Source organism: Cobetia amphilecti, assembly GCF_020217465.1.
In the GTDB taxonomy this organism is placed as follows: domain Bacteria; phylum Pseudomonadota; class Gammaproteobacteria; order Pseudomonadales; family Halomonadaceae; genus Cobetia; species Cobetia amphilecti.
On sequence record NZ_CP084115.1, the window covers coordinates 2,244,124 to 2,270,627 of the forward strand.

20 protein-coding genes and 1 pseudogene are annotated in these 26,504 nt (G+C 63.5%); 16 read left to right on the forward strand and 5 right to left on the reverse strand.

The genetic code is table 11. The features are described from left to right. The first annotated feature begins 277 nt into the window (after positions 1-277). The 4 genes from speB to LCW13_RS09555 all read left to right on the forward strand — a co-directional run bounded on the left by speB (position 278) and on the right by LCW13_RS09555 (position 6,177). A complete protein-coding gene (gene speB / locus LCW13_RS09540; RefSeq protein WP_153635890.1) occupies positions 278-1,228 on the forward strand; it encodes an agmatinase in 951 nt (316 codons plus the stop codon). A 310-nt stretch (positions 1,229-1,538) separates the two neighbouring features. Further along, positions 1,539-2,855 (forward strand): YjiH family protein, encoded by a 1,317-nt coding sequence (locus tag LCW13_RS09545; RefSeq protein ID WP_153635891.1) that lies wholly within the window; start codon positions 1,539-1,541, stop codon positions 2,853-2,855. Between the two features lie 123 nt (positions 2,856-2,978). After that, complete coding sequence (locus LCW13_RS09550; protein WP_225346711.1) at positions 2,979-4,631, forward strand: 5-guanidino-2-oxopentanoate decarboxylase; 1,653 nt, start codon at positions 2,979-2,981, stop codon at positions 4,629-4,631. Positions 4,632-4,725: 94 nt separating this feature from the next. Beyond that, entirely contained in the window at positions 4,726-6,177 is a 1,452-nt protein-coding gene (locus LCW13_RS09555; protein WP_225346712.1) for an aldehyde dehydrogenase family protein, read from the forward strand. Between the two features lie 154 nt (positions 6,178-6,331). Here LCW13_RS09555 and LCW13_RS09560 read toward each other — a convergent pair whose 3' ends face one another. The 4 genes from LCW13_RS09560 to LCW13_RS09575 all read right to left on the reverse strand — a co-directional run bounded on the left by LCW13_RS09560 (position 6,332) and on the right by LCW13_RS09575 (position 10,730). Continuing rightward, the gene (locus LCW13_RS09560) at positions 6,332-8,146 is read right to left on the reverse strand and encodes a SulP family inorganic anion transporter (protein WP_153635893.1); all 1,815 of its coding nucleotides are present in this window, start codon (positions 8,144-8,146) and stop codon (positions 6,332-6,334) included. After that, positions 8,139-9,494, reverse strand: a complete 1,356-nt coding sequence (locus tag LCW13_RS09565) for an NAD(P)/FAD-dependent oxidoreductase (protein ID WP_153635894.1) — start codon at positions 9,492-9,494, stop codon at positions 8,139-8,141. Before LCW13_RS09565 ends, LCW13_RS09560 begins: the two co-directional genes overlap by 8 nt. Before the next feature lie 100 nt (positions 9,495-9,594). Beyond that, positions 9,595-10,485 (reverse strand): MBL fold metallo-hydrolase, encoded by an 891-nt coding sequence (locus tag LCW13_RS09570; RefSeq protein WP_153635895.1) that lies wholly within the window; start codon positions 10,483-10,485, stop codon positions 9,595-9,597. Between the two features lie 41 nt (positions 10,486-10,526). Continuing rightward, positions 10,527-10,730, reverse strand: a complete 204-nt coding sequence (locus tag LCW13_RS09575; protein WP_153635896.1) for a hypothetical protein — start codon at positions 10,728-10,730, stop codon at positions 10,527-10,529. 61 nt (positions 10,731-10,791) lie between these two features. Between LCW13_RS09575 and LCW13_RS09580 the strand changes: the two are divergent. From LCW13_RS09580 to LCW13_RS09630, 11 genes and pseudogenes are all read left to right on the forward strand, one after another. Next, positions 10,792-12,201, forward strand: a pseudogene (locus tag LCW13_RS09580) (sugar porter family MFS transporter); the annotation flags it as partial. Positions 12,202-12,616: 415 nt separating this feature from the next. Further along, on the forward strand, positions 12,617-13,618 hold the full coding sequence (locus LCW13_RS09585) for a substrate-binding domain-containing protein (protein ID WP_153635898.1): 1,002 nt from the start codon (positions 12,617-12,619) through the stop codon (positions 13,616-13,618). Positions 13,619-13,740: 122 nt separating this feature from the next. After that, complete coding sequence (locus tag LCW13_RS09590) at positions 13,741-15,009, forward strand: ABC transporter substrate-binding protein (RefSeq protein WP_225346713.1); 1,269 nt, start codon at positions 13,741-13,743, stop codon at positions 15,007-15,009. Positions 15,010-15,185: 176 nt separating this feature from the next. Further along, positions 15,186-16,034 (forward strand): carbohydrate ABC transporter permease, encoded by an 849-nt coding sequence (locus LCW13_RS09595; RefSeq protein WP_192838913.1) that lies wholly within the window; start codon positions 15,186-15,188, stop codon positions 16,032-16,034. Continuing rightward, positions 16,034-16,951 carry a carbohydrate ABC transporter permease gene (locus LCW13_RS09600; protein ID WP_197738653.1) on the forward strand — a complete coding sequence of 306 codons (918 nt, stop codon included), beginning with the start codon at positions 16,034-16,036 and terminating at the stop codon, positions 16,949-16,951. The genes LCW13_RS09595 and LCW13_RS09600 overlap by 1 nt, the downstream gene beginning before the upstream one ends. Positions 16,952-17,052: 101 nt before the next feature. Next, positions 17,053-18,087 (forward strand): ABC transporter ATP-binding protein, encoded by a 1,035-nt coding sequence (locus tag LCW13_RS09605; RefSeq protein WP_225346714.1) that lies wholly within the window; start codon positions 17,053-17,055, stop codon positions 18,085-18,087. Between the two features lie 205 nt (positions 18,088-18,292). Next, entirely contained in the window at positions 18,293-19,636 is a 1,344-nt protein-coding gene (locus tag LCW13_RS09610; protein WP_225346715.1) for an MGH1-like glycoside hydrolase domain-containing protein, read from the forward strand. Next, entirely contained in the window at positions 19,636-20,910 is a 1,275-nt protein-coding gene (locus LCW13_RS09615; protein WP_318527656.1) for an AGE family epimerase/isomerase, read from the forward strand. The genes LCW13_RS09610 and LCW13_RS09615 overlap by 1 nt, the downstream gene beginning before the upstream one ends. 270 nt (positions 20,911-21,180) lie before the next feature. After that, positions 21,181-22,476, forward strand: coding sequence for a DUF3100 domain-containing protein (locus tag LCW13_RS09620; RefSeq protein WP_153635903.1), 1,296 nt, complete (start codon positions 21,181-21,183; stop codon positions 22,474-22,476). Between the two features lie 96 nt (positions 22,477-22,572). After that, positions 22,573-23,736 (forward strand): M20 aminoacylase family protein, encoded by a 1,164-nt coding sequence (locus LCW13_RS09625; protein WP_153635904.1) that lies wholly within the window; start codon positions 22,573-22,575, stop codon positions 23,734-23,736. Positions 23,737-23,819: 83 nt separating this feature from the next. Beyond that, complete coding sequence (locus LCW13_RS09630) at positions 23,820-24,707, forward strand: NAD(P)-dependent oxidoreductase (RefSeq protein WP_175090121.1); 888 nt, start codon at positions 23,820-23,822, stop codon at positions 24,705-24,707. A gap of 9 nt (positions 24,708-24,716) precedes the next feature. On the opposite strand, the gene LCW13_RS09635 is transcribed toward LCW13_RS09630, so the two are convergent. Beyond that, complete coding sequence (locus tag LCW13_RS09635) at positions 24,717-25,643, reverse strand: LysR family transcriptional regulator (RefSeq protein ID WP_153635907.1); 927 nt, start codon at positions 25,641-25,643, stop codon at positions 24,717-24,719. Between the two features lie 401 nt (positions 25,644-26,044). Between LCW13_RS09635 and arfB the strand changes: the two genes are divergently transcribed. Then, positions 26,045-26,458 (forward strand): alternative ribosome rescue aminoacyl-tRNA hydrolase ArfB, encoded by a 414-nt coding sequence (gene arfB, locus LCW13_RS09640; protein ID WP_153635908.1) that lies wholly within the window; start codon positions 26,045-26,047, stop codon positions 26,456-26,458. Positions 26,459-26,504 lie beyond the last annotated feature (46 nt).

Genomic DNA, 26,504 nt, shown 5'->3' on the forward strand with positions numbered 1-26,504 from the left:
GATGCCTGAATGTGATCCACAAATGAATCAGTGATCCATTTTTGAATCATCAATGCCGCACTGGTGATCCACAAATGAATCACCCAGCAACCTCCGCCAAATAAAACTCAATAAAATCAATTGACTAAAAATTGGCATGGTTACTGCAATGCTGGAGTATGCGCCAAGGAGGATCGCCGGCTTTCATCACACCGTCCGGTCGGGCGATAAAGCGAACAAACACAATACCCCGCTCGCCGTCAGCGTATCGCGAGCAACTCAAGACCTGGAGAGACAGATGAGCGAGTTCAATCAGCCGCTGGGCGGCAACGACATGCCACGTTTCGGCGGCCCGGCCACCATGATGCGCCTGCCGGCTCAGGAAACCGCGGAAGGCCTGGATGCCGCCTTCATCGGCATTCCGCTGGACATCGGTACCTCCAACCGTCCGGGCGCGCGTCTCGGCCCGCGTCAGATCCGTGATGAATCGCGCATGCTGCGCCCCTACAACATGGCCACCCGCGCCGCGCCCTTCGACAGCCTGCAGGTGGCGGACATCGGCGATGTGCCGATCAACACCTTCCACCTGCCCAAGAGCATGGACATCATCGAGCAGTTCTACGATGAAGTGCTCAGTCACGACTGCGTGCCGCTGACACTGGGCGGCGATCACACCGTCACCCTGCCGGTGCTGCGCGCCATCGCCAAGAAGCATGGCCCGGTCGGCCTGATCCACATCGATGCCCACGCCGACGTCAACGACCACATGTTCGGCGAGCCCATCGCCCACGGCACGCCGATTCGTCGCGCCCAGGAAGAAGGCCTGCTCGACAGCCAGCGCGTGGTGCAGATCGGCCTGCGTGGCACCGGCTACTCCGCCGATGACTTCGACTGGTGCCGTCAGCAGGGCTTCCGTGTCGAGACCGCCGAGATGTGCTGGTTCAAGTCACTCGCGCCGTTGATGGCCGAAGTGCGCGACATGATGGGCGATCGCCCGGTGTACATCACCTTCGACATCGACGGACTGGACCCCTCCGTCGCCCCCGGTACCGGCACCGTGGAAGCCGGCGGCCTGACCATGCCCCAGGGCATGGAAATCGTACGCGGCGCGCGTGGCCTCAACATCGTCGGCGGTGACCTGATGGAAGTCTCCCCGCCCTACGACACCAGCGGCAACACCGCGCTGATGGGCGCGACCCTGCTCTACGAGATGCTCTGTGTACTGCCGGGCGTGCAACAGCGCGACTGATCCACGAACGACCCACGAATGACCTGCTGTCCTGCTGCACCCGCGCCGGGGGCCCGTCCCGCCCTCGGCGCACACAGAATCACCCGACACGATACGGCATGATGCATCACACGATGCACGGCTAGAGCCTGACCATTACAACAAGATCTAGGTGACCCGAATGACAACCAGCATCGACCCGACGGCGGATCACACGCCGTCCCGCTCCAGCCCAAGCGCCGATTCACCTTCAGACAAGGTGCACAAGGGTGAGAAGGCTCAGAAAGAGCTCATCGCCACCCGTCCCGTTCCGCTCACGACTCATGGAGTCATGAAATTCCTGCTGCCGTCATTGCTCGGCGTCAGCTTCTTCCTGGTGCCCTTCAGCACGGGTGACACCATCAATATCGGCATGGGCCTGATGGCCGATTGGCTCAAGGCGACGCTGGGCGGCGCACTACCCGCCATCGCCGTCGCGGTGCTGTGCCTTTCCGTACTGCTGACCGGCTTCGTCAAGCTCGCCAAACCGGCCTGGGCACGTCAGGGCGCGGCACACGAGCTGTTCGATGTCTCGCCGGTATGGTTTGGCATGCGTGCCCTCGGCGCCATCTTCGCGCTGATGACCTACTTCCAGTGGGGCCCCACTCAAGTGACGGCGGCCTTCACCGGCGGCGTGATGCTCAATGATCTCGCGCCGGTACTGCTGACCTTCTTCTTCTTCGCGGCCATTCTGCTGCCGCTGCTGGTCGACTTCGGCTTCATGGAATTCATCGGCAGCCTGGTACGCCGTCCGTTCCGTGCCATCTTCAATCTGCCCGGGCGCAGCGCCATCGATGCCACCGCCTCATGGATGGGCTCCGGCACCGTCGGCGTGCTGATCACCACCCAGCAGTACGAGCAGGGCTTCTACAGCAAGCGTGAAGCGGCGGTGATCGCCACCAACTTCTCGGTGGTCTCGATCGCCTTCGCATTGCTGGTCACCAGCTTCATGAACATCAACCACCTGTTCGTGCCCTTCTACCTGACCGTGGTCATCGCGGGCCTGATCGCCGCCGTCATCGTGCCGCGTCTGCCGCCGCTGTCACGCAAGCGCGATGACTACCACGAGCCGGTCGGCTGCCAGATCAGTGAAGAGAATCAGAGCGGCTGTGGCGTGCTGCGCTACTCACTCGGCATGGCCGTCGCGCGCGCCGAGCATGCGCCGGGCCCGCTCAAGCTGGTGAAATCGGCCTGCTTCAACGTGGCGGACATCTTCCTCGGTCTGCTGCCGGTGGTGATCGCCATCGGTACCGTGGCGCTGATGCTGGCCGAGTTCACGCCGGTGTTCACCTGGCTGTCCTACCCGATGATTCCGCTGCTGGAACTGCTGCAGATTCCCCACGCAGCAGAGGCAGCCCCGGCGACGCTGGTCGGATTTGCCGACATGTTCCTGCCGGCGGTACTGGCCAAGGACATCGACAGCGAACTGACCCGCTTCGTGATCGCCTGCCTGTCACTGACCCAGTTGATCTACATGTCCGAGATCGGTGCCCTGCTGCTCAAGTCGAAGATTCCGCTCAAGCTGTGGGAACTGGTGGCCATCTTCGTGCTGCGTACACTGATCACCCTGCCGATCATCGCTGGTATCGCCCATCTGTTCGTGTTCTGAGCCATCGATTGAACTGCTAGTTGAGCGACGACTCGCACTCGACTGACACCGCTTCGCGACCGACTCCTTTTCCTCATGACTTCAGGGAGCGCCACGGCGCTCCCGTCTGCCGGATAGACTGCCATGACCTGTGCTGAACTCCTGATCCGATTGCTGCGTGACACCTACGGCGTCGACACCGTCTTCGGTATTCCCGGCGTACATACCGTCGAGCTCTACCGTGGCCTGGAACCGGATGCCGATCCCGCCGCGAGCAGCATTCGCCACGTCACCCCGCGCCATGAACAAGGCGCTGGCTTCATGGCCGATGGCTATGCCCGCAGTACCGGCAAGCCCGGGGTGTGCTTCATCATCACCGGCCCGGGGATGACCAACATCACCACCGCGATGGGGCAGGCGCTGGCCGACTCCATTCCGATGCTGGTGATCTCCAGCGTCAATCGCACCGACACCCTCGGCCGTGGCCAGGGGCGTCTGCATGAGCTGCCCAGCCAGCAGCAGCTGGTGTCGGGCGTAGCGCGCTTCAGCCACACGCTGCTCGACACGTCCGCACTGCCGGAAGTGCTGGCCCGCGCCTTCGCGCTGTTCGAGGGCGCCCGCCCGGGACCGGTGCATATCGAGATTCCCATCGATCTGTTCAATGCCGAGGTGGCACTGCCTGCCGGTCGCACCACCCATGACGTCACGCGCCCGCGCATCGGCCGTCTGGCGCCGGACCCGGCCCTGCTCGAGGAAGCCGTGAGCCTGCTGCAGGGCGCCGAGCGCCCGCTGGTGCTGCTGGGCGGTGGCTGTGTCGCCGCACCCGCAGCGGCCCGCCAGTTGGTGGAGGCACTCGATGCCCCCACCGTCACCACCATCAATGCCAAGGGCCTGCTGGGCAGCGCTCACCCACTGGATCTCGGCGCCAATGCCGCGCTGCCTGCGGTACGCAAACTGGCGTGCGACGCCGATGTGGTGCTGGCGATCGGCACCGAACTTGGCGAGACCGACTACGACGTGGTGTTCGATGATGGCTTCGTCATCGGTGGCCAGCTGATCCGCATCGATATCGACCCCGAACAACTGGCGCGCAACCAGCAGGCGACACTCGCCATCGTCGCCGACGCCGGCTTGGCGCTGGAGACCCTCGCCGACCGGCTGACCGGCCTCGAGAGCAACCCGAAAGGCAAGACACGCGGCGCGCAGATTACCGCCGCCACGCTTGACGCCCTCGCGATACCGACTGACCCGGCCTTCGCGCCCTACGTGCCGCTGTTCAATACCCTGCAGCAAGCGCTGCCGGAGGCGATCTGGGTCGGCGATTCCTGTGCGACGGTCTACGCTGCCAATCACCTGCTCAGCCAGCCGGCGCCGCGCCGCTACTTCAATGCCTCCACTGGCTACGGCACGCTCGGCTACGGCCTGCCTGCCGCGATGGGCGCCACCCTGGGCCGCCCGGACCTGCCGGTGATCGCGCTGGTCGGCGATGGCGGCATCATGTTCACGCTGTCCGAACTCGCCTGCGCGGTGGAAGAACAGCTGCCGGTGGTGATCGTGCTGTGGCACAACCAGGGCTATGAAGAGATTCGCCGCTTCATGGACAACGCCGGCGTCACGCGCCTGGGAGTCGACATCAAGTCCCCCGACTTCCAGCTGCTCGCCCAGGGCTTTGGCTGCGCCGCCGTCGCGATCGACTCCCCCCGTGAGCTGGCGACAGCGATCAGCGAGCGCGACGCAAGCGCCCCGCTGCTGGTGGAAATCGATGCGGCGGGATGGCAGCGCTCAATCGCCGGCTGAGTCCGGCTAGGCGCAGCGCATCATTTTCACGAACAATGCCCGCCTGTGACCCTGAGGTGGCAGGCGGCAAGACACTCACATGTCAGGAATGTCCATGCACAAGCTCGATCATCAGTTCATCAACAATGCGTGGGTCAAGTCCCACGGCGAGCGTCGTCTGGCGGTCACCAACCCCTTCGAGGAAACCGTCATTGCCGAGGTGACGGCCGGCGATGCACGCGATGTGGAGGTTGCGGTCGCGGCTGCCGCCGAAGCCTTCGAGGGCTGGCAGGCACTGAGCGGCGCCGAGCGTGCGGTCTATCTGGAGGCCTTCGCCGAGGGGCTGACCTCACGTCGGGAAGCGCTGGTGGAGATGTCGTGTCGCAACAACGGCAAGATCCGCGCCGAGGCCGAGATCGATCTTGATGACGCCATCGGCTGCTACCGCTACTACGCCGCCCAGGCACGCGCGCTGGATGCGCGTCAGGGCGCGGAGGTCGCGCATGATGTCGAGGGCTATGCCGCGCACACCTATCACGAGCCGGCAGGCGTGGTGGGACTGATCACGCCGTGGAACTTCCCGCTGGTCACCAGCGCCTGGAAGGTCGCGCCGGCGCTGGCCGCGGGTTGCACCCTGGTGATCAAGCCATCTGAAGTGACACCACTGCCGGAACAGGTGATGGCCGAGATCGCGCTGGAAGCCGGACTGCCGGCGGGCGTGTTCAACCTGCTGCACGGCGATGGCGAGGGCATCGGCGCGCCGCTGACCCGTCATCCGCGCATCGACAAGATTTCCTTCACCGGCAGCAATGTGGTCGGTGAGAAGGTCATGCAGGCCGCGGCCTGCGGCACGCGCGGCGTCTCCCTTGAGCTTGGCGGCAAGTCGCCGATCATCGTGCTCGACGATGCCGACATCGAGGAAGCCGCCGACTGGGTGATGGCGGGTATCTACTTCAACGCCGGCCAGATCTGCTCCGCCACCTCGCGCCTGCTGGTGCATGAGTCCATCGCCGATGAGCTGCACGCCGCACTGGCCAGCCGCATCGATGCGCTGGTGCTGGGTGACCCGCTGGACGCCGCGACCCAGATGGGCCCGATGACCAGCGCCCGCCAGCGCGATACCGTGCTGAGCTATCTGAACGTGGCGCGCGAGGAAGGCCTGACGGCGCTGCGCGATGGCACCCACCGCAGCCTGCCGAACAAGGGCTACTTCGTGGCGCCGACGCTTTTCATCGATGTGCCGGTGACTAGCCGTCTGTGGCGCGAGGAGATCTTCGGGCCGGTGCTGTGCTCGCGCCGCGTCGTCGATGAGGCCGAGGCGATTCGCCTCGCCAATGACTGTGATTTCGGCCTGGTGGCCACGGTGGTCAGCGGTGATGCCAGACGCGCCCAGCAGCTCGGCCGTCGTCTGCGCGCCGGGGTGGTGTGGTACAACAGCGAGCAGTTGCCGCTGGTACAGGCCAGCTGGGGTGGCTTCAAGCGCAGCGGCATCGGCCGTGAGCTGGGGCCCTGGGGCATGGCGGGCTACCTGGAGGTCAAGCACATCATCGGACCAGTGCTTGACTGAACGTATTGGCTGAGTGCCTTGTGTTCAGATGACAAGACGCCCCGCCTCGGCAATCACCGAGACGGGGCGTTTTTCTTCAAGGCTCTTGCTTCAAGGCTCTTGCTCAGAGCTCCTCTTCTTCACGGCTCTCCGTTGAAACCAGGGTCTTCTCCTGTCAGCCAACCGCCGTCGTCTGGCTGATACCGTCGCGCGCGCAGGACTGGTCGCAATGGCTGCCGTGAATGCTCAGCGCCTGCCAGGCATCGAAGGTGCTGAGATAGATGTCGCCACCCAGATTGGCCGGCAGCTCCGAGCACTTGAGGCGGTCCATCACCGGGCCCTTCACTTCACTCAGATGCAGTTGCACGCCAGCGGCGCTCAAGCGCTCATTGATGACTTCCAGGCTTTCCAGCGCCGAGGCATCGATCAGGTTGACCGCCTGACAGGCCAGCACCAGGTGCTTGAGCGAGGGGCGTTCGGCCATCAGCGCCAGCACCGTGTCTTCCAGATAGCGCGCATTGGCGAAATACAGGCTCTCGTCGATCCGCAGAATCGCAAGTTCAGGATCGGTCTCCACCTCATGGCGCTCGACATTGCGAAAGTGCTCGCTGCCCGGCACGCGCCCGACCAGCGCACTGTGCGGCTGGCTGGTGCGCTTGAGATAGAGCCCCAGCGACACGACGATACCGACGATGATGCCGCTCTCCACCCCATGCGCGAGGGTGATGATCAGCGTGACCAACAGCGCCGCACCGTCACCCTTCGAGTAGCGGAAGGTGCGTTTGATCGCCGCGAGATCGATCAGGCTGGTAGTGGCGACGATGATGATCGCCGCCAGCGTCGCGCGCGGCAGCCACGCCAGCCAGTCGGTCAGCCACAGGCTGGCGAGCAGAATGCCGATGGCGGTGAAGGCCCCCGCCAAGGGCGTGGCCGCCCCGGCATCGAAGTTGACCACCGAGCGCGACAGCCCGCCCGAGATCGGCATGCCGCCGCTGATGCCTGCCCCCATGTTGGAGACGCCCAGCGCGATCAGTTCCTTGTCGGGGTCGATGCGCTGACGGCGACGCGCGGCGAGGGTCTGGGCCAGCGCCAGCGATTCGACGAAGCCGACCACGCTGATCAAGAGTGCCGAGAGCAGAAGGCCCGACCAGTCATTGCTGACGAAGGACGGCAGGCTCAGGGTGGGCAAGCCGCCGGGCACGCTGCCGACCAGCGCCATGCCCTGTTCTCCAAATTGCAGCCCCCACGTCAGCAGGCTGGTTAGGATGACAGCGAGAATCGGTGTGGTCTTGCACAGCATGCCCGCCGCGCTCGCGCGCATCCCGAGGGCCATCAGGCCCTGCTTGAGATATCGGCGTGCCAGAATCAACCCCGCCAGGCAGCCCACCCCGATGACGAGTGTCGGCCAGTGCAGCCCCTGCCCGCCTGCCGACAGCGATTCGCCCATGGCGATCAGATTGCCGCCGCTGAGGCTCAGGCCGGTGAGGGGCCCGAGCTGACTGGCGATGATCAGAATGCCCGAGGCGGTCATGAAGCCCGAGATCACCGGGTGGCTGATGAAATTCACCAGCACTCCCAGGCGCAACAGCCCCATGGCGATCAACATCGCACCGGAGAGAAAGGCCAGCAGCAGCGCGGCGGACAGCATCTCGGGCGTGGAGAGCGCTGCGCCATCGGCGCCGCTCATGCCCGCGATCGCCGAGGCCGTCATCAGCGAGATGATCGCCACAGGCCCCACCGCCAGGGTGCTGCTGGTGCCGAACAGCGCATACAGCACCAGCGGCAACATGCTGGCATAAAGACCGACCTGCGCCGGCAGCCCCGCCAGTAGCGCATAGGCCAGCGCCTGAGGCACCAGCATGACGCTGACGATCACCGCCGCCAGCAGATCGCGCCCGAGACTGTGGCGGTCATAATGGGCAAGCCAACCCGCCAGCGGCAGCCAGCGGGCAAGCGGCGTCCCCTTTGCCTCTCGAACCGGCTCAGACATCGCGTGACGCCGGACGCGCCAGCCATTCATGGCCCTTGAGCATCAGGTTCCAGTAGATGAACGGCAGCCCCCGCGCCTTGAGCTGCCAGGCCAGGCGAGTCGGACGCGTGCCGTCATTGACCCACTTGGGGAAGGTCGGCTGCAGTTCGCCGCCGTAGCCGAATTCCGCCAGCACGATGCGGCCGTTCTCCACCGTCAGCGGGCAGGAGCCATAACCCCGATAGCCCGCCGTGAGCGCGCCACCGGTCAGTGTGGCGAGCAGATTCTCCACCACCACAGGGGACTGCTTGCGCACCGCTGCGGCAGTCTTGGCATTCGAGGTGCCGCTGACATCGCCCAGCCCGAAGATGTCTGGATGGCTCATGTGCTGCAGGGTCTCGGGGTCGAGATCCAGCCAGCCAGCGCCGTTCGCCAGCCCGGACTGTGCGATCAACGCCGGTGCCTTCTGCGGCGGCACCACATGCAGCATGTCGAAGGACTGCTCGACGATCTGCGGCTCGCCGCCCTCCTCGGCTGCCGGCACCTCGAAGCGTGCCGTCTGCGTCTCGCCATCCACTCCGACCAGGCGCTGATGGAACCTGACATCGATACCATAGCCCGCGACCGCCTCTTCCAGCGCTGGCACGTAGGCCGGCACGCCGAACATCACGCCGCCGGCGTTGTGGAAGCTGACCTCGAGCTGCGACAGCACGTTCTCGCGCTGCCAGTGATCGCAGGCCAGATACATCGCCTTCTGCGGCGCACCGGCGCACTTGATGGGCATCGGCGGCTGGGTGAAGAGCGCCTTGCCGCCCTTGAGAGACTGCACCAGCTGCCAGGTATAGGGCGCGAGATCATAGCGATAGTTGGAGGTGACGCCATTCATCCCCAGCGTCTCTTCCAGCCCCTCGATGGCGCTCCAATCCAGTTCCAGCCCGATGGCGATCACCAGGCGCTCGTAGCGCAGGCGATGGCAATTGCCAAGCGTGACTTCGTGCGCCTCGGCATCGATGCCGGTGGCGGTATCGCGATACCAGTGCACGCCCTTGGGCATCACCGAGTGCATCGGCTTGCGCGTGAATTCCGGCGTGAAGATGCCGCCACCAACCATCGTCCAGCCCGGCTGATAGCTGTGCTGCTCGGCGGGTTCGACGATGGCGATGTCCATGCCCGGCTGGCGCTTGAGCAGACTGGCCGCCACCGCGATACCGCCGGCCCCACCACCGATGATCACCACCTTGTGGGCGTTGGGTGCCAGACGGTGATTGGCGGTGCGAGTCGCCTGCGTGGCCGAATCAGCGCCCTGATTGTCACAAGGCGTCGTTGCAGAACCCGAAACTGGCGGGGTTTGTGGCGTGCTCTGGCTCATCGATAAGGCTCCCATCGCGGAAATTCGTCCATTTGAGTCACAGAATTACGTAAGCAAGCTACATAGGCAAAGCACTTCAGCAAAGCCGGCATGGCGGCCATCACAGCTGATCAAAAGGCAGATTGAGCGGAATCTTGAGATAGGCGCGCCCGTTGTCTTCCGCCGGCGGCATCTGGCCGGCGCGCATGTTCACCTGCACCGCCGGCAGCATCAGGCGCGGCATGCCAAGCCCGGCGTCACGCTTTGAACGCATATCGACGAAGGCCTGCTCATCGATGCCGTCATGCACATGGATATTGTGCTCACGCTGCTCACCCACCGACGTCTGGCAGCAGAAGCCTTCGCGTCCTTCGGCCGAATAATCATGACAAAGGAAGATGCGCGTGCTGTCAGGTAGCGAGAGCACCTTGTGGATCGAGCGATACAGCGCGCGCGCATCGCCGCCGGGGAAATCGCAGCGCGCGGTGCCGTAATCGGGCATGAACAGGGTATCGCCGACGAAGACGGCGTCGCCGATCACGTAGCTGACGCAGGCCGGCGTATGACCCGGCGTATGCAGCACGCGGCATTCAAGCCCGCCGATGGCCAGGCTGTCGCCCTCTTCCAGCAGGCGATCGAACTGGCGACCATCACGCGCGAAACCCGCCTCGGCGGCGAAGATATCGGCAAAGATGTCCTGCACTTCGCGTATGCGCGCCCCGATCGCCAGCTGACAATCCAGCTTGTCTTTCAGGTAGGCGGCCGCCGACAGGTGGTCGGCGTGAACGTGGGTCTCGAGAATCCACGCCACCTCGAGGGACTCGGCGTCGATATGCGCAAGCAAGGCATCCGCTGAGCGGGTGCTGGTGTGGCCTGCGGGATAATCGAAGTCGAGCACGGGATCGATGATCGCGCACTGACGGGACTGCGGGTCACGCACCAGGTGCGTGAAGGTATTGCTGTCTTCGTCGAAGAAGCTCTCGACCTGGGGGCGCTGTGTTGAGGTTGCCATCTTTCGACCTCCTGCTTCGCTCAAGGATTGATGCCTCAAGCCTACGCCTGCATCGTCAACAACGCAAAAAAGAATAACGTTAAAACCATAAAGAATAACAATAAGGCGATTTCAATAACCTGCTGTTCTAGCGAGATAATTTCTGAGTCGAGGCCGAGCAAGTGCGGCTGCCGGGGCGGCTCTCCCCCAAAGGTATAGCGGATGGCACGCCGCAGGGCAGATAGGCTGATATCGCCAGGTGACACGATTCACCCTTGCACTCTTTAACGATTAACCTCCGCGAATCGCTGTCTTTCCTTCACGCCTCATTGGATGAGCTACGCCATGCCACGCATTCTTCAATGGTCGATCACGGTTGCCCTCGCCGGCTTCCTGTTCGGTTTCGATACCGCCGTCATCTCGGGGGCGGATACCTCACTGCAGAGCCAATGGGGTCTCAGCGATCTCAACCACGGCCTCATCATCATGTCGATGGCCCTGTGGGGCACGGTGATCGGCGCCATCTTCGGCAACTGGCCGACCGATCGCTTCGGGCGCCGTGCCACGCTGATCGGCATCGGTATACTCTATCTCGTCTCTGCGCTGGGGTCGGCGCTGGCCACTGACCCTTATGTGTTCTCGTTCTTCCGTCTGCTGGGCGGGCTGGGCGTGGGGGCCTCGTCCGTCGCGGCGCCCATCTACATCTCGGAAATCGCACCGCGCGAGCGGCGTGGTGCGCTGGTCGGGCTCTATCAGTTCAATATCGTCTTCGGGATTCTGATCGCCTTCGTCTCCAATTACTTCATCGGCTTCACCGACGGTGAGAACTGGCGCTGGATGCTGGGCGTGGAAGCCGTGCCAGCCGCGCTCTATCTGCTGATGATCTGCAAGGTGCCGCGCAGCCCGCGCTGGCTGATCCTCAAGCGCAACGATGAAGCGGCAGCGGCGGAGGTGATCAAACAGATCAACCCCAAGGCCGATATCGCGGAAGAAATTGCCATTATCCGTGGTACGGAAAGCAAAGAGAGCGTCAAGCAACATACTCGCCTGTTCGCCTGGCGCTATCGTCTGCCGGTGCTGTTCGCCTTCCTGATCGCGGCCTTCAATCAGCTGTCCGGCATCAACTTCATCATCTACTATGCGCCGCGCATTCTGGCCGAGGCGCAGCTTGAATCCAGTGCTGCCCTGCTCTCTACGGCAGGCATCGGGGTCATCAATCTCGCCTTCACGATGCTGGGCATGTCCTTGATCGACAAGCTGGGTCGACGCACATTGATCCTGATCGGCTCTGCCGGTTATCTGCTGTCGCTGTGCCTGATTTCCTGGGCCTTCTACCTCAAGGACTTCAGTGCCTTGGGCGGTTATGGGGTCCCGATTTTGATGGCTGTCTTCATTGCGGCGCATGCCATGAGCCAGGGTACGGTGATCTGGGTGTTCATCTCTGAGATCTTCCCCAACAAGGTACGCGCCATGGGCCAGTCCTTCGGCAGCTCCGTGCACTGGGTCTTCGCGGCATTGATCGCGCTGCTGATGCCGACCATTCTCAGCCACTTCAGTGGCGGACCGGTGTTCGCCTTCTTCGCCCTGATGATGCTGCTGCAGTTGGTCTTCGTGCTGTTCTTCATGCCCGAGACCAAGGGTGTCTCCCTTGAGGAACTCCAGGGCCGTCTGATCCGCCCTTCGCGCAAGGAGAAGGAGCTGGAACAGGCCGCGGCACTCGCTTCACAGGGCAACTGAGGCTCTTGACGATCGGGCTTTGAAACCTGACTCGAATAACGCTCTCCAGACGCCGACACCCCGCCCTGTGCGGGGTGTCGGCGTTTGTGGCTCTGGCAGTCATGCCCGTCAGGAGCCCCCGCCGAGCGTCGCCTCACGACATGTGGGAGCGACACCAATGCCAGCACTCCATATGGATTGCTGCCCTTCTCCTGCGCTGACGCGCGCCAGATCGCTACGTGCAAATAGCGTGGTATCGTCGCCGGCTCAATCGCCAGCCTCATCGGCGATTTTCAGCGCCAGATATCGGGATTATTACGGATATATTCTTTGGTCTCGTCATTCTTGCCAAGCCAATTGAAACAGTGAAAAGATCGCTTCCGAAACGTTTCGGGTAACGATTTCTGCTTACCGTTACCGCCAAGGGAAAAGTGCCATGCCGCCGAACATCACACTCAAGCATCTCGCCAGCCAGCTGGGCCTGTCGGTCACGACGGTCTCACGGGCATTGGGCGGATTCGAGGATGTCAGCGCCACGACCCGTGAGCGGGTGCAGGCCTATGCCAGTGAAGTGGGCTACAAGCCCAATCAGAGCGCACGCCGCCTGAAGACAGGCCGCACCTCTTCGGTGGGCTACATCATGAACGGCGCCCAGGGCGACTTTCGTGATCAATTCAACACCCGCCTGCTGGTATCACTGGGTCAGGCGCTGCACGACGCCGCACCGGAACACGACCTCATCGTTACCACGGTACCCGAGGACCGCGACGAGCTGGATACCTACAAGCGCTTCATCGATGGCGGCAAGGTCGATTCCTTCGTGGTAGCCCGTACCCGCATTCAGGACCCGCGCGTCGACTTCCTGCTCGACAGCGGCATCCCCTTCGTCACTCACGGTCGTACCGGCCGCGCCAGCGAACACGACTGGGTCGACATCAATGCCGCCGACGGCTTCATGCGCGCCACCCGCCATCTGATTGGCCTGGGCCATCGCAATATCCTGTTCCTCAACTTCTTCAGCGACCTCTATACCGCCGTCGAACGTGAGACCGGCTATCTGCAGGCGATGCACGACGCCGGCCTCGCGCCCAGCTCGCGCCATTGCCCGCACGGCTATGCCAGCGCCTATCAGGTCGCCCATGAAGCGCTGTCCGGGGCCAACGCCCCCACCGCCTTCGTGTGTGCCAGCGACATCTTCGCCTACGGCGTGATGGAAGCGGTCAGCGCTTGCGGTCATACACCCGGCGAGGACATCGCCATCATCGGCGCCGATAACCTGCCGCCGCAGATGTACCGCCAGCCCAGCCTCAGCACCCTGGACATCTCGTTCGAGATCGTCAGTCAGGCGCTGATCGAACTGGTGCTGGCACCGCAGGAGGGCTCGCCACGCCATCGCTGCTTCGATTACGACCTGCTGCTGCGCGATACCACTGCCTGAGCACACATGCCTGAGCACACAGGACCATCGACTGACCTCACGACGCCAGACGCCTGACCGCCAAACGCCAGAACGTGGTCAGCGTGACGCCAGAAAAACAATACCCGATCGGGGAGACCTCCATGCGCAAGATGCCAACCGCCCTCGCTTTGCTGGCGCTGCTGGGCACTACGTCCGCCCTCGCTGACATCACCTTCTTCAGCACCCAGGCCAGACCGCTGGAAGAGGCTCAGCAGATGCGCGAGATCGCGCTGGCACCCTACGCCGAGGCTATCAATTACATGCCGCAGGAGACAGGCACCTTCCTGTCGCGTCTCGAGGCGGAGAAGACCAGCCCCGATGGCGCGCTGGATCTGCTCGGCGGGCTGCACGGCGAACTGGGGTCGCTGACGCCCAGTATTCTGACGCCGCTGAATGACCTGCAAGGCTCGCTTGCGGACACTGGCATCAGCAAGCAGTACATGACGCTGGGCAAGCTGGGCGGCGACCAGCAGCGCTACATTCCGTGGATGCAGGCGACCTACATCATGGCCGCCAACCGCAAGGCGCTGCCCTACCTGCCCGAAGGCGCTGACCTGAACGCGCTGAGCTATGACGAGCTGCTGGCCTGGGGCCGCAACATGCAGGAGGCCACCGGCAGCCCCAAGCTGGGCTTCCCGGCCGGTCGCAAGGGGCTGATCCACCGCTTCCTGGAAGGCTATCTCTACCCGTCCTTCACTCACTCGGTGGTGCGTGAGTTCCGCAGCGATGACGCCGTGGCCATGTGGCAGAAGTTTCGCGAGATCTGGGCGGTGACCAATCCGCGCTCCACCGCCTACGGCTTCATGCAGGAACCGCTGCTCAATGGCGAGGTGTGGGTCGCCTTCGATCACACCGCGCGCCTCAAGGATGCCTTCAACAAGCAGCCGGATCAGTACGTGGCCTTCCCGGCCCCTGCCGGCCCAAGCGGACGCGGCTACATGCCGGTGGTCGCTGGCCTGGCGGTACCCGCCAATGCCACGAATCCCGATGCCTCGCGCAGGCTGATCCGCTATCTGATGACGCCGGAAGCCCAGATTCGCACCCTACGGGCCACCAACTTCTTCCCGGTGGTGGAAGCCGAGCTTCCCGATGACCTGCCCGCCAGCATTCGCATGTCCGGCAAGGCGGTCGCGGCCCAGTCCTCCGCCGACGACGCCGTGCTCTCGCTGCTGCCCAGCGGCCTGGGCCAGCAGTCGGGCCTGTTCAACAAGATCTACCGCGATGCCTTCGTGCAGATCGTACTGCGCGACGCCGACATCGAGGAGACGCTGGATATCCTCGCCCCGCGCCTGCAGACGCTGATCAACACATCAGGCGCAGGCTGCTGGCTCCCGGATCCCCCCAGCGACGGCCCCTGCCCGGTCAAGTAAGCCGCTGGCGCCAGAACGCAACACTCAAGAACGCAGCACTCGCAACACTCGCAACACAGCAGCAACAACGCCCCCCCGACGGGTCGCCACGACGGTACGCCAACCCCTGTCATGCCGACCCAGTGCCACCAAACCATTCCGACAAGCTATCACAACAACGCCAAAGGTGAGCAAAGATGAAGCACGATCGCTGGCTACCTTATTACCTGATCGCCCCCAGCCTGCTGTTCATGGGTGCCTTCTTTCTCTATCCGTTCATCCAGATCTTCGCCGAGGCCTTCACCAGCAGTGATGGCAACGTGGGCCTGGCCAACTTCACGCGCATCTATCAGGACTTCAACTTCTGGCCGTCACTCAAGAACACCCTGCTGCTGACCGGGGTCGTGGTACCGCTGCAGCTGGTGCTGGCCATCGGCATGGCGCTGATGGTCACCAGGATGAACAAGGGCCGCGACAGCATCCTCTACATCTGGACCATCCCGCTGGGCATCTCCGATCTGGCCGCCGGCATCATCTGGCTGGCGATCCTCGAGCAGTTCGGCTTCCTCAACAGCTTTTTGAGCGCGGTCAGCGTAATCGATGCGCCGGCGTCCTGGCTCAACTATCAGAATGCCTTCGCGCTGTTCCTGGCCGTGGTGGTCGCCGAGATCTGGCGCGGTACCGCCATCGTGCTGGTGATCCTGGTATCGGGCATGGGGCTGATCCCCAAGGAATATGACGAGGCCGGTCAGGTGTTCGGCGCCAGCTACTGGCAGCGCCTGTGGAAGATCACCCTGCCGATGTTGCGCCCCAGCATCCAGTCGGCGCTGATTCTGCGCACCCTGCTGGCACTCGAGGTCTTCGCGGTAGTGATGATGCTGGGCGGCAGTGACATGCCGGTACTGATGAGCGAGACCTTCGACTGGCAGTTCCTCTACCAGCAGACAGGTGCCGCTGCAGCCTACGCAGTGTTGATCATGCTGATCTCGGTGGTCATCACCGGCTTCTACATCAAGTTCCTCAATGTGCCGAAGGAGGCCCGCTGATGAAATCCTCTTCTTCCGAGGCCGTCATGCCGTCATCGCTTTCGTCACGCGCAAGCGCCTCCTTAGCCGATTCCTCAAGCCAGCTGGCGCAGACCGCCCACAAGCCACGTCGCAATGACATGGCCTGGAGATGGCTGTTCCGGGCCGGTGTCTCGATCCTGGTGCTGTGGGTGCTGGTGCCCATCGCCCTGCTGATGCTCAACAGCGTCAGCACGCCGGAGCAGATCACCGGCTGGCCCAAGACCCTGACCCCGGCGCTGAGCTTCGAGACCCTCGACTTCTTCTGGCACTACCAGGGCGTGATCAGCGCACTGGGCAACTCGCTGCTGGCCGCCGTCTTCACCATGGTGATCGCCATCGTGCTCGGCGCGCCGGCAGGCTATGCGCTGGCCCGCTTCGTGTTCCCGGGCATGAATGCCTACCGCATGATCATCATCCTGTCGCGGGCCTTCCCGATGCCGCTGCTGGCGCTGCCGCTGGCCGTCATCTTCATCCAGGTCGGCATCGATGACTCCATCCTGGGTCTGGCGATGGTGCACGCCACCCTGGCACTGCCGTTTGCGGTGCTGATCACCTCCAGCCTGTTCATGGGCATTCCGGTGGAACTCGAGGAAGCCGCCTGGTTGATGGGCTGCAACCGCTGGCAGGCCTTCCGCCGCGTGGTACTGCCGCTGGCCGCGCCGGGCATCACCGCCTCGGCCGTGTTCGCCTTCGTGATCTCGTGGAACGAGGTGTTCGCCTCGGCGATTCTCACCGTCGAGAACCGCACCCTGACCGCCTTCCTGGTGCAGAGCCTTTCCGAGTCACCTGCCGAGATCAAGTATGCCGGTGGTCTGATTCTGGTCGTCCCGGCGCTGCTGTTCCTGTTCGCGATCAGGAAGTACCTGTTCAGCATGTGGGGCATTTCCAACCGCTAACGTACGCCCGCTCATCAGGCCAATGACCGGCGGCGATCCTCATCGTCTCTCGCAAGCGAGTTCACTTCCTCGCCGCCGCTCTCGATCAAAGGAGTCAGACCATGTCAGCCATCCAAATCAGCGCCGTAAGCAAGCAGTTCGGCAAGCAGGAAATCCTCAAGTCCATCGATCTCGAGATCCGCGACAAGGAATTCACCGTGCTGCTCGGTCCATCCGGCTGCGGCAAATCGACTCTGCTGCGCATCATCGCGGGGCTGGAATACGAGAGCAGCGGCTCGATCCGCATCGGCGAGCGTGAGATCACCTCGCTGGCACCGCGCGATCGTCGCATCGCGATGGTGTTCCAGAACTACGCCGTCTTCCCGCACATGACCGTGGCGGAGAACATCGCCTTCGGTCTGCGCGTGCGTAAGGACAGCGAGGCGCATATCCAGCGCAAGGTGAAGGAAACTGCCGCACTGATGCATATCGAGGACCGCCTCGATCACTACTCCGGTCAGCTCTCCGGCGGTCAGCGTCAGCGTGTCGCGGTAGCGCGCGCCCTGGCGACGGAGCCGGAAGTGCTGCTGATGGATGAGCCGCTCTCGAATCTGGATGCCCTGCTGCGTCTGGAGATGCGCGCCGAGCTCAAGACCATCCTCGCCGCCTCCGACACCACCACCATCTACGTGACCCACGACCAGGTCGAGGCCATGAGCTTGGCGGACCGTATCGCGGTCATGAAGGGTGGCCAGATCGAGCAGTACGCGCCGCCCTCCGAGATCTACCACTACCCGGCGACCGAATTCGTCGGCAGCTTCATCGGCAACCCGCCGATGAACTTCATTCCGCCGGATGCACGCTGGAATCACCCGACCCGCTCCGAGCAATCGAGCCAGCAGGTGCACAAGTGCGGTATCCGCCCCGAGGACTTCGAGGTGCGCTTCGAGCCCACCGAGAACTTCGCCCCGGTGCGCGTACTGGTCTCGGAATTGCTGGGATCGCACAAGCAGCTGACCGCGCGTTTCGGTGACGAGATGATTCGCGTCAACGTGCCGAGCGATCTCGAAGTCGGCAATGGCGGCGATATCCACATCCGCCCGCTGGCCGAGAAGGTGCGCTTCTACGACCACAGCGGCCACCTGATGTCGGCGTAAGAGCGCCGCGCACCTGACAGACAGTTGCCGGGCAATCTGCAACACCCGGCAAGCCGCCCGTGCTGCTTGCCGGACACGACACTGATTGACGACTGCTCACTTGCGATCAGTCGCTGACAGCCAGTCACTGATGACCATTCTCTCACAGCCCTTTTGTGACAGTCCTTTTGTAACTACACCGCGACCCACGACGGAGCCGACTCACATGAATGCCAAGCTCGACGCGCTCAGCGCTCACGACGTTCTCAAGCTCAACGACCTGGGCGGCTACACCGTGCCCACGCGTGGCCTCTATCCCTTCCAGTGGAACTGGGACGCCGCCATCACCGCGCTGGGATGGCTGGCCGCCGGTGACGAAGCGCGTGCCTGGCGTGAGGTTGAGCGCCTGCTGGAAGGTCAGTGGGACAACGGCATGGTGCCGCACATCGTCTTCCACGGTGACGCGGAAACCTACTTCCCGGGGCCGGAAGTCTGGGGCGTCAAGCATAGCCCGTCGACCAGCGCCATCTCCCAGCCGCCGGTGCTGGCCAGCGTCATGAAGCTGCTGTTCGAGGAAGGCCGTGATCGCCGGCTTGCCGAGGAAAAGCTGGTCGCCACCCTGCCCGGCGTCATCCGCTACCACCTGTGGTTCTACCGCGATCGTGATCCGGAACATACCGGCCGCGTGTGCAGCTATCATCCGTGGGAATCGGGCATGGACAACAGCCCCCAGTGGGATGGCCCGCTGGCTGGCGTGCCGCCGGTCGATGCCGAATACGTGCGTCGCGATACCGGGCTGGTCGATCCGTCCGAGCGCCCGCACAAGTACGAATACGATCGCTACATCTATCTGGTGAAGTTCTTCCAGCAGAACGAGCACGACGCCGAGGTGCTGTATCGCGACTGCCCGTACCGCGTCGAGGACATCAGCCTGATCTCCATCCTGCACCGTGGCACGCGCGACCTGATCGCGCTGTGCGAAGAGGATGCCGCCGGTCTGGGTCTGGTCAACACCCACGGCGAGGCGCTCTTCAGCCTCAAGCAGTCGTTGGCGCGCACCGAGGAAGGCGTGCAGGCGCTGTGGAGCGATGAGCTGGGCTGCTTCCTGAGCCGTGATGCGCGTGCCAACGTGCTGCTGGAGCACATCACCACCGCCGGTATCCTGCCGCTGTTCGCCGGGGTCGCAAGCGGCGCCCAGGCACAGCGCATGGGCGGTCTGCTCGAGGAATGGCTGGAACAGGCGCCCTTCGGTGTCGCCTCTACCCATCCGGCCAGCACCCGCTTCGAGCCCAAGCGTTACTGGCGCGGACCGAGCTGGTTGCACATCAACTGGATGCTGGGCACCGGCTGCGAGGAATATGGCATGTCCCGCGAGGCCGACCAGATCAAGCAAGCAAGCCAGAAGTGCGTCGAGGCCGCCGGCTACTACGAATACTTCAACTCGGTGACCGGCGAAGGCTGTGGCGGCCGCGACTTCTCCTGGACCGCGGCGATGGACCTCTACTGGCTCAACCCGCTGGAAAGCTTCACCGCCAGCAAGGCCGCAGCCGGCGTCGTGGAGACTTCCTGATGACTCAGCACGCCTCTCAGCAAGCCTCACCACTGGCGCAGGCACCGCAAAAGGCACCGCTGTCATGCCAGGCAGTACCGCCCATGCCGGCAACGTTCGCCAGCCGCGACTTTCTGGGTGAGCATATCCGCTCGATCATGGACTTCTATCTGCCCAAGGCTATAGACCATGAGCGCGGTGGCTACTTCCAGGCTTGGCGCGACGACGGTACGGTGTATGCGCCCACGGCGCGTCATCTGGTCAGCAGCACGCGGATGGTCTTCAACTTCGCGATGGAATATCTGCGCAACGGTGATGAGCAATGTCTCGCCGCGACCCGTCACGGCATCGACTACCTGCGCGATGTCCATCTCGATCCGCAGACCGGTGGCTATCTGTGGTCGCTGAGCGAGCAAGGCGAGGCAGACCACACCAACCAGTGCTACGGCCTAGCGTTCGTGATGCTGGCCTATGCGACGGCCTGGCGTGCCGGCATCGAGGAGGCTCGCGGCTGGCTCGAGGAGACCCGCGCGCTGATGGAAGACAGGTTCTGGTCACCGGAGGCAGGACTCTATGCCGACGAGGCCAGCGCCGATTGGCAGACACTGTCGGACTATCGTGGCCAGAACGCCAACATGCATGCCTGTGAAGCCATGCTGGCCGCCTTCGAGGCCACCGACGAGGCGCACTATCTGGAACGGGCCATGACCCTGGCCAGCAACATCTGCCAGCGTCAGGCCGCCAAGGCCGATGGCCTGATCTGGGAGCATTACGATCGCGACTGGAACGTCGACTGGGACTACAACCGCGACGACCCCAAGAACCTCTACCGCCCGTGGGGCTTCCAGCCGGGTCACCTGACGGAATGGGCCAAGCTGTTGCTGATGCTCAAGCGTCATCGCGATGACGACTGGCTGCTGCCGACCACGCAGCGTCTGTTCGATACCGCCTTGGATCTGGCTTGGGACAGCGAACGCGGTGGCATCTACTACGGCTTCGCGCCGGACGGCACCATCTGCGATGACGACAAGTACTTCTGGGTGCAGGCCGAGAGCCTGGTGGCCGCGGCGCTGCTGCACGAGGCCACTGGTGATTCACACTACGCCGAGTGGTACGAGCGCCTGTGGGGCTATGCCTGGCAGCACTTCATCGACCACCAGCACGGCGCCTGGTATCGCCTGCTGAATGCCGACAACCAGCGCTTCGATGACCTGAAGAGCTCGCCCGGGGCCAAGTGTGACTATCACAGCCTGGGCGCCTGCCATGAGCTGTTGCGCGTGATCACCGGCGACTGAGCCCTGTCGCACTGCCGACCGCACCACCCGACACCCCGCCTTGTGCGGGGTGTCGGCGTCTGGAGACCTTCACTGCCTGTCATCGCCTGCCAGCCCGCTCTATTTATTCGTACACCTATCATGTTTCTTTAGAGCACCGCTCCTGACAATACTGGATTGCGCTGACCGCCCCGGCAGAGGGCGGCAGCCGACAGCCGCGGGCATGCCCCGAGGCGCTGCATCCAGCCGTTTCAAAAGCTTCAGAAACTACAATAACAAGCGGAGTCCCACATGCCCCTTTCTCAACTCCTGGACTGGCGGTTGCACCTGCTGGTCGTGGTGCTGTCTCTCGGCGCCGAACTGATCGGTATTCTCAAGTTCCCGCTCGGCCCCGGCACCTTGCTGCTGTTGCCGCTGTTCTATGCCTTCATTGCCGCCGTACTGTGCAATCCGCACCTGTTCAGTGGTACCAGGCGCTTCATCCCGCCGGTGGTCAGCGCGGCGGCAGGGCCGGTCATCCTGCTGTCGATCATGCCGTTCATCGCCCGTTTCGGTTCCACCATCGGCCCGGCCATCGAGCAGCTGATCTCGGCGGGTCCGGCGCTGATCCTGCAGGAGCTGGGCAATCTGGGCACCATGCTGATCGCGATGCCGATCGCGGTGGTGGTGCTCAAGATGGGCCGCGAGGCGATCGGTGCGACCTACTCCATCGCGCGTGAACCCAATATCGCGATCATCTCCGACAAATACGGCCTCAAGGGCCCGGAAGGCGTCGGCGTGATGGGCGTCTATGTCGTGGGCACCATGTTCGGCACCCTGTGGTTTGCGCTGATGGCGGGCTATCTGACCTCACTGGACATCTTCGATCCTCGTGCGCTGGCCATGGCCTGCGGTGTCGGCAGCGGCAGCATGGTGGCGGCGTGTTCCGGCGCCATCGCCGGTGCCCTGCCGGAGATGGGCGAAGAGCTGCTGGCCTTCGCCGGCGCCAGCAACCTGCTGACCTATGCCACCGGCCTCTACGTCTCGCTGTTCATCGCCCTGCCGGTCGCGGAGCGCCTGTTCCGCTTCTTCAGCCGCAAGCGATCCCGCAGCGAAGACGCCATGAATGACGAGGAAGCCAAGCTCGCCTCCGAGGCACTGGCTGAAGACCGCCCGGAAAACCAGCTGGGCAAGACGGCCATGGTCGTCGCGGCTGTCTGCGTGGTCGGCTGGGTGGTCAACACCATCAATGGTGCCAGCCTGATCGACGCCGCCCCCGGCATGCTGATCCTGTACGTGATGACCATGCTCGGTCTGCTGGTCGCCCGCATCATGCCCTTCTATCTGCCGGCCATCGCCTGGGTGTCGCTGGTCAGCATCCTGATGACACTGCCGTGGTTCCCGGGCAGCGGCTGGATCACTGAGCAGCTGGGCTTCGTCAACTTCCTCGCCATCGTCACGCCGGTACTCGGCTATGCGGGTCTGGCGCTCAGCAAGCGCGAGTTCAGCATGTTCCGCCAGGCGGGCTGGAAACTGGTGATCATCTCGCTGCTGGTCTTCACTGGCACCTATATCGGCTCGGCGGTCGTGGCACAGGCACTGCTCTGATCACGCTAGCTTCGCCCTTTGCATCTCACCTTGCTTTCCCCTTCTCATCACTTTCACGCCGGCACTCCAGGGTGCCGGTTTCCACAGGAATTCAGCATGCAACTACCCGACAAGATCGACGAGGCACTGCTGCGCAGCTGGCGTCATGAGTTTCATCAGCATCCCGAGACAGCCTTCGAGGAGCACCGCACCTCGGCGCGCGTCGCCGAGATCCTGCGTGCGGCAGGCCTGGAAGTCACCACGGGACTCGCCGAGACCGGCGTGATCGCGGTACTCGATGGCAAGCTGGGCAAGGGCCAGACCATCGGCCTGCGCGCCGACATGGATGCGCTGGATGTCACCGAGGCCAACGCCGTCTCACATTGCTCGCACACACCGGGCAAGATGCATGCCTGCGGTCATGATGGCCATACCACCATGCTGCTGGGCGCGGCCTGTGAACTGGCGCGCGACCCTGACTTTGCCGGCCGCGTGGTGTTCGTGTTCCAGCCGGCCGAGGAGAACGAAGGCGGCGGCCGCCGCATGGTCGAGGATGGCCTGTTCGAGCAGTTCCCGATGGACGCCATCTATGGCCTGCACAACTGGCCGGGGCTGGCACTCGGCGAGGCGGCGGTGCATGAAGAGGCGGTGATGGCGGCCTTCGATGTCTTCACCCTGACCCTGAGCGGTCACGGCTGCCACGCCGCCATGCCGCATCTGGGCAAGGACACCATCCTGGCGGCCTGTCAGCTGGTGACTCAGCTGCAGGGGCTGATCAGCCGCGAGACGCCGGCACACCAGACCGCGATTCTCAGCATTACCCAGTTCCATGCCGGCGATGCCTTCAACGTGATGCCGGAAGAGGTCGAGCTGCGCGGTACCCTGCGCTGCTTCGACCCGGCACTGCGCGCGCATCTGCAGCAGCGCTTCCATGACGCCGTCGATGCCATGGCGACCTTCCACTGTCTCAAGGTCAACTTCGACTATCAGCCGCGCTATCCCGCGACCCTGAATGCGCCCGGCCATGCCGAACGCTGTGCCAGCGTTCTCGAGCAGCTGCCGAGCATCCAGCGGGTCCATCGTGATCTGCCGCCCTCGATGGCCTCGGAAGACTTCGCCTATCTGCTGCAGGAATGCCCGGGCGCCTATATCTGGCTGGGCAACGGTGAAGACAGCGCCTCGTTGCACAACCCGCACTACGACTTCAATGATGCTGCCACGCCCATCGGCGTCAGCTACTGGACATCGCTGGTGCGTCAGCTGCTGGCCGTTGGCGGATAGCGCATGGCTGCGATGAAGCTCTGACGAACCATCACCACTGATCAAGACCACCAGCGACACGGGCCCGGCGAGGAGTGCTGAGCATGAAGATCTGCGTGATTGGCGATGCGCCCATTGGCACTCGGGCCATACAGGCGCTTGCGCATGCCGGAGTCGAGGGCGTCATGGCAATGGCGGCCTCGGAGGTGCAGGACGCCCGGAGCCACCCACCCTTCAGCGCCGATGTCTATCTGATGGCGCTGGCGACATCACAACAGGTACAGAAGGTACTGACAGGCAATCAAGGCCTGCTGCGCATGGCGCCGCCCGGCAGTACCGTGATCGATCTCTGCAGTGGTGATGTCACGCTCAGCCGCGAGCTGGCCGTGCAGACACGCCTCGCCGGCCATCACTGGCTGGAAGCGGCCACCAACCGCAATCCTGCCGATGAGGCGAATGACAGCCTGACGCTGTTGATCGGCAGTGATGAGGCGACAGTGACGCGCATGACAGCGCTGCTTGACGCCATCTGCACGCAGCATCTGCATGTCGGGGACGCTGGCTGTGGCCATGCCGCCGCCCTGGCCAGCGACTATCTGCATGCCGCGCACCTGATCACCACCGCCGAGGCGGTCGCCATGGCCTATCGCGCAGGCGTGACACCCCAGGCGTGCATCGATGCCATCAACCTGGGTGCCGGGCGCAGTGCCGTGAGCGAGGTGAATTTTCCGCGTTGGGTGCTGCCGGGCCGCTATGACTCGGGGATCTCGACCGGTCAGCTGCGCCGCGACCTGCGCCTGGCGCGCAGTTTCGTCACCACGCTCAACCTGCCGGAAGGCTTGATGAAAGCGGTCTTCGAACGCTGTCAGCCGCCGGAGCTGTGTCCGGCGGACGAGGATGATCTCCATCATCTATGTGATCGCTGGCTGAGCAGGGTGCCCGCCCAGCTGCGCCCGCCTCGACTGACCGAAACCAGAGCCCCTGGATCATGAGGCCCGAGGTCAGCGCGCTTCCTGACGCGGACCGCTGAATGCCGTGATCCAGCGTTCGAGATGACGCAGCAACTGCAGGCTGGCACGCGGCATGCGCCGCCCGACCCGCGTGATGATATGCGCGCGGGCCTGGCGGAAGCTGGCACATTCCACATCGCGAGCGATCAACACCCCCTCCTGGAGCTCTCGGGCCGCGGCGAAGGCCGGCAACAGCGTGATGCACAGTTCGGACCGCGCCGCCTGCTTGAGCACTTCCATGGAATTGGTCTGCACCACCATATGCGGGCGCACCCCTGCCTCACGAAATCCATCGTCCATCAGCTGACGCACGCCGTGACTCGGCCCCCACAGCGCCATGGGGTGCTGCGCCACTTCCTCGAGTGTCAGCGCATGGGCCTCACTCGCCAGCGGATGCTCCGGTGACATGATGGCCACCAGCGGCTGCGGACTCGAATGCCAGAAGCGCAACTGGGGATGGACCCGCTCGTGATACATCAGGCCGATATCCGCCTCATCCTCGATCACGCTGTCGATGATGCTCTGCATGCTGCCGGTATCGACCTTGAGCGTGATGCCGGGGTACTGCTTGCGAAAGGCGCGCAGCGGACTGTTGATGATATCGCCGACGAAGCCTTCGCCGATGATCAGGCGAATCTCCCCGGTTTCCAGCCGCTGATAGGCATCGAGGCGTTCGCCGAGGTGCTGATCGAGCTTCTCTCGCTGCAGGATGTAATCCAGCAGCATCTCGCCGACCCGCGTCGGCTGCACCCCGTCACGGGTGCGCTCGATGAGCGAGGCGGCCATGGCCTCTTCGAGCAGACCTATCTGACGACTGACTGCCGAGGGGGCGATGTTCAGACGCGCTGCGGCACGCCGGATGGAGCCGGCTTCGACGGTGACCTGAAAATAGACAAGACGCTGATGCGGGATATCCATGAGGCGCTCTGCAGAGGATGGGAGAGAGAATTACATAAGTGCCAGGAAAAGTGCTGCCAGGAATGTCTGGAAAACTGGACAGTCTTCACACAGGACGCAGCCAGCAGAGTACCCGATATTCTGCCGTCTCGGGCAGCACGCGGTTGAACTCCCCCACCCTCAACGCCATATCAGAATGGATCATCGCCTCGCCTCCTCGCCTCTCCTCCTATTCATGACAGTTCTCACGGCCCTCTGCGCCGTGACGCGAGAACAGGCGATCAGCGTCGCGAGCCGGCCGAATGGAGAAGCGACGCACCGCCATTCTGAAGCCAGTACGCGAATAGGCTAAGATGGCCCATCGCTCCATTGACTGTGTCTGCGTGACACACCACACAGTCCCCATGACAAGGAGATTCAATATGCTGACCATCTCCAATTCGGTAACGCTGGCCGACTGGGAAATCGACCTCACCCAGATTCGCGCCCAAGGCAATGGCGGCCAGAACGTCAACAAGGTCGCCTCCGCCGTCCATCTGCGCTTCGATGTACAGCGCTCGACGCTGCCCGGCTTCTACAAGGAGCGCCTGATGCAGCTGTCGGATCAGCGCATCAGCAAGGAAGGCGTCATCATCATCAAGGCGCAGAGCCATCGCACCCTCGAGTTGAACAAGGAAGATGCGCTGGCCCGTCTCAAGGCGATGATTCTGGAAGCCGTGAAGGTACAGAAAGCGCGCCGTGCGACAGCGCCCAGCAAGGGCGCCAAGCGTCGCCGCGTCGACAGCAAGACGCGCAAGGGCAAGATCAAGGCCATGCGCGGCAAGGTACAGGACTGACATCGCCGCAAGCGGCGGCCAGTTCACGACTCATAATTCACGTCAG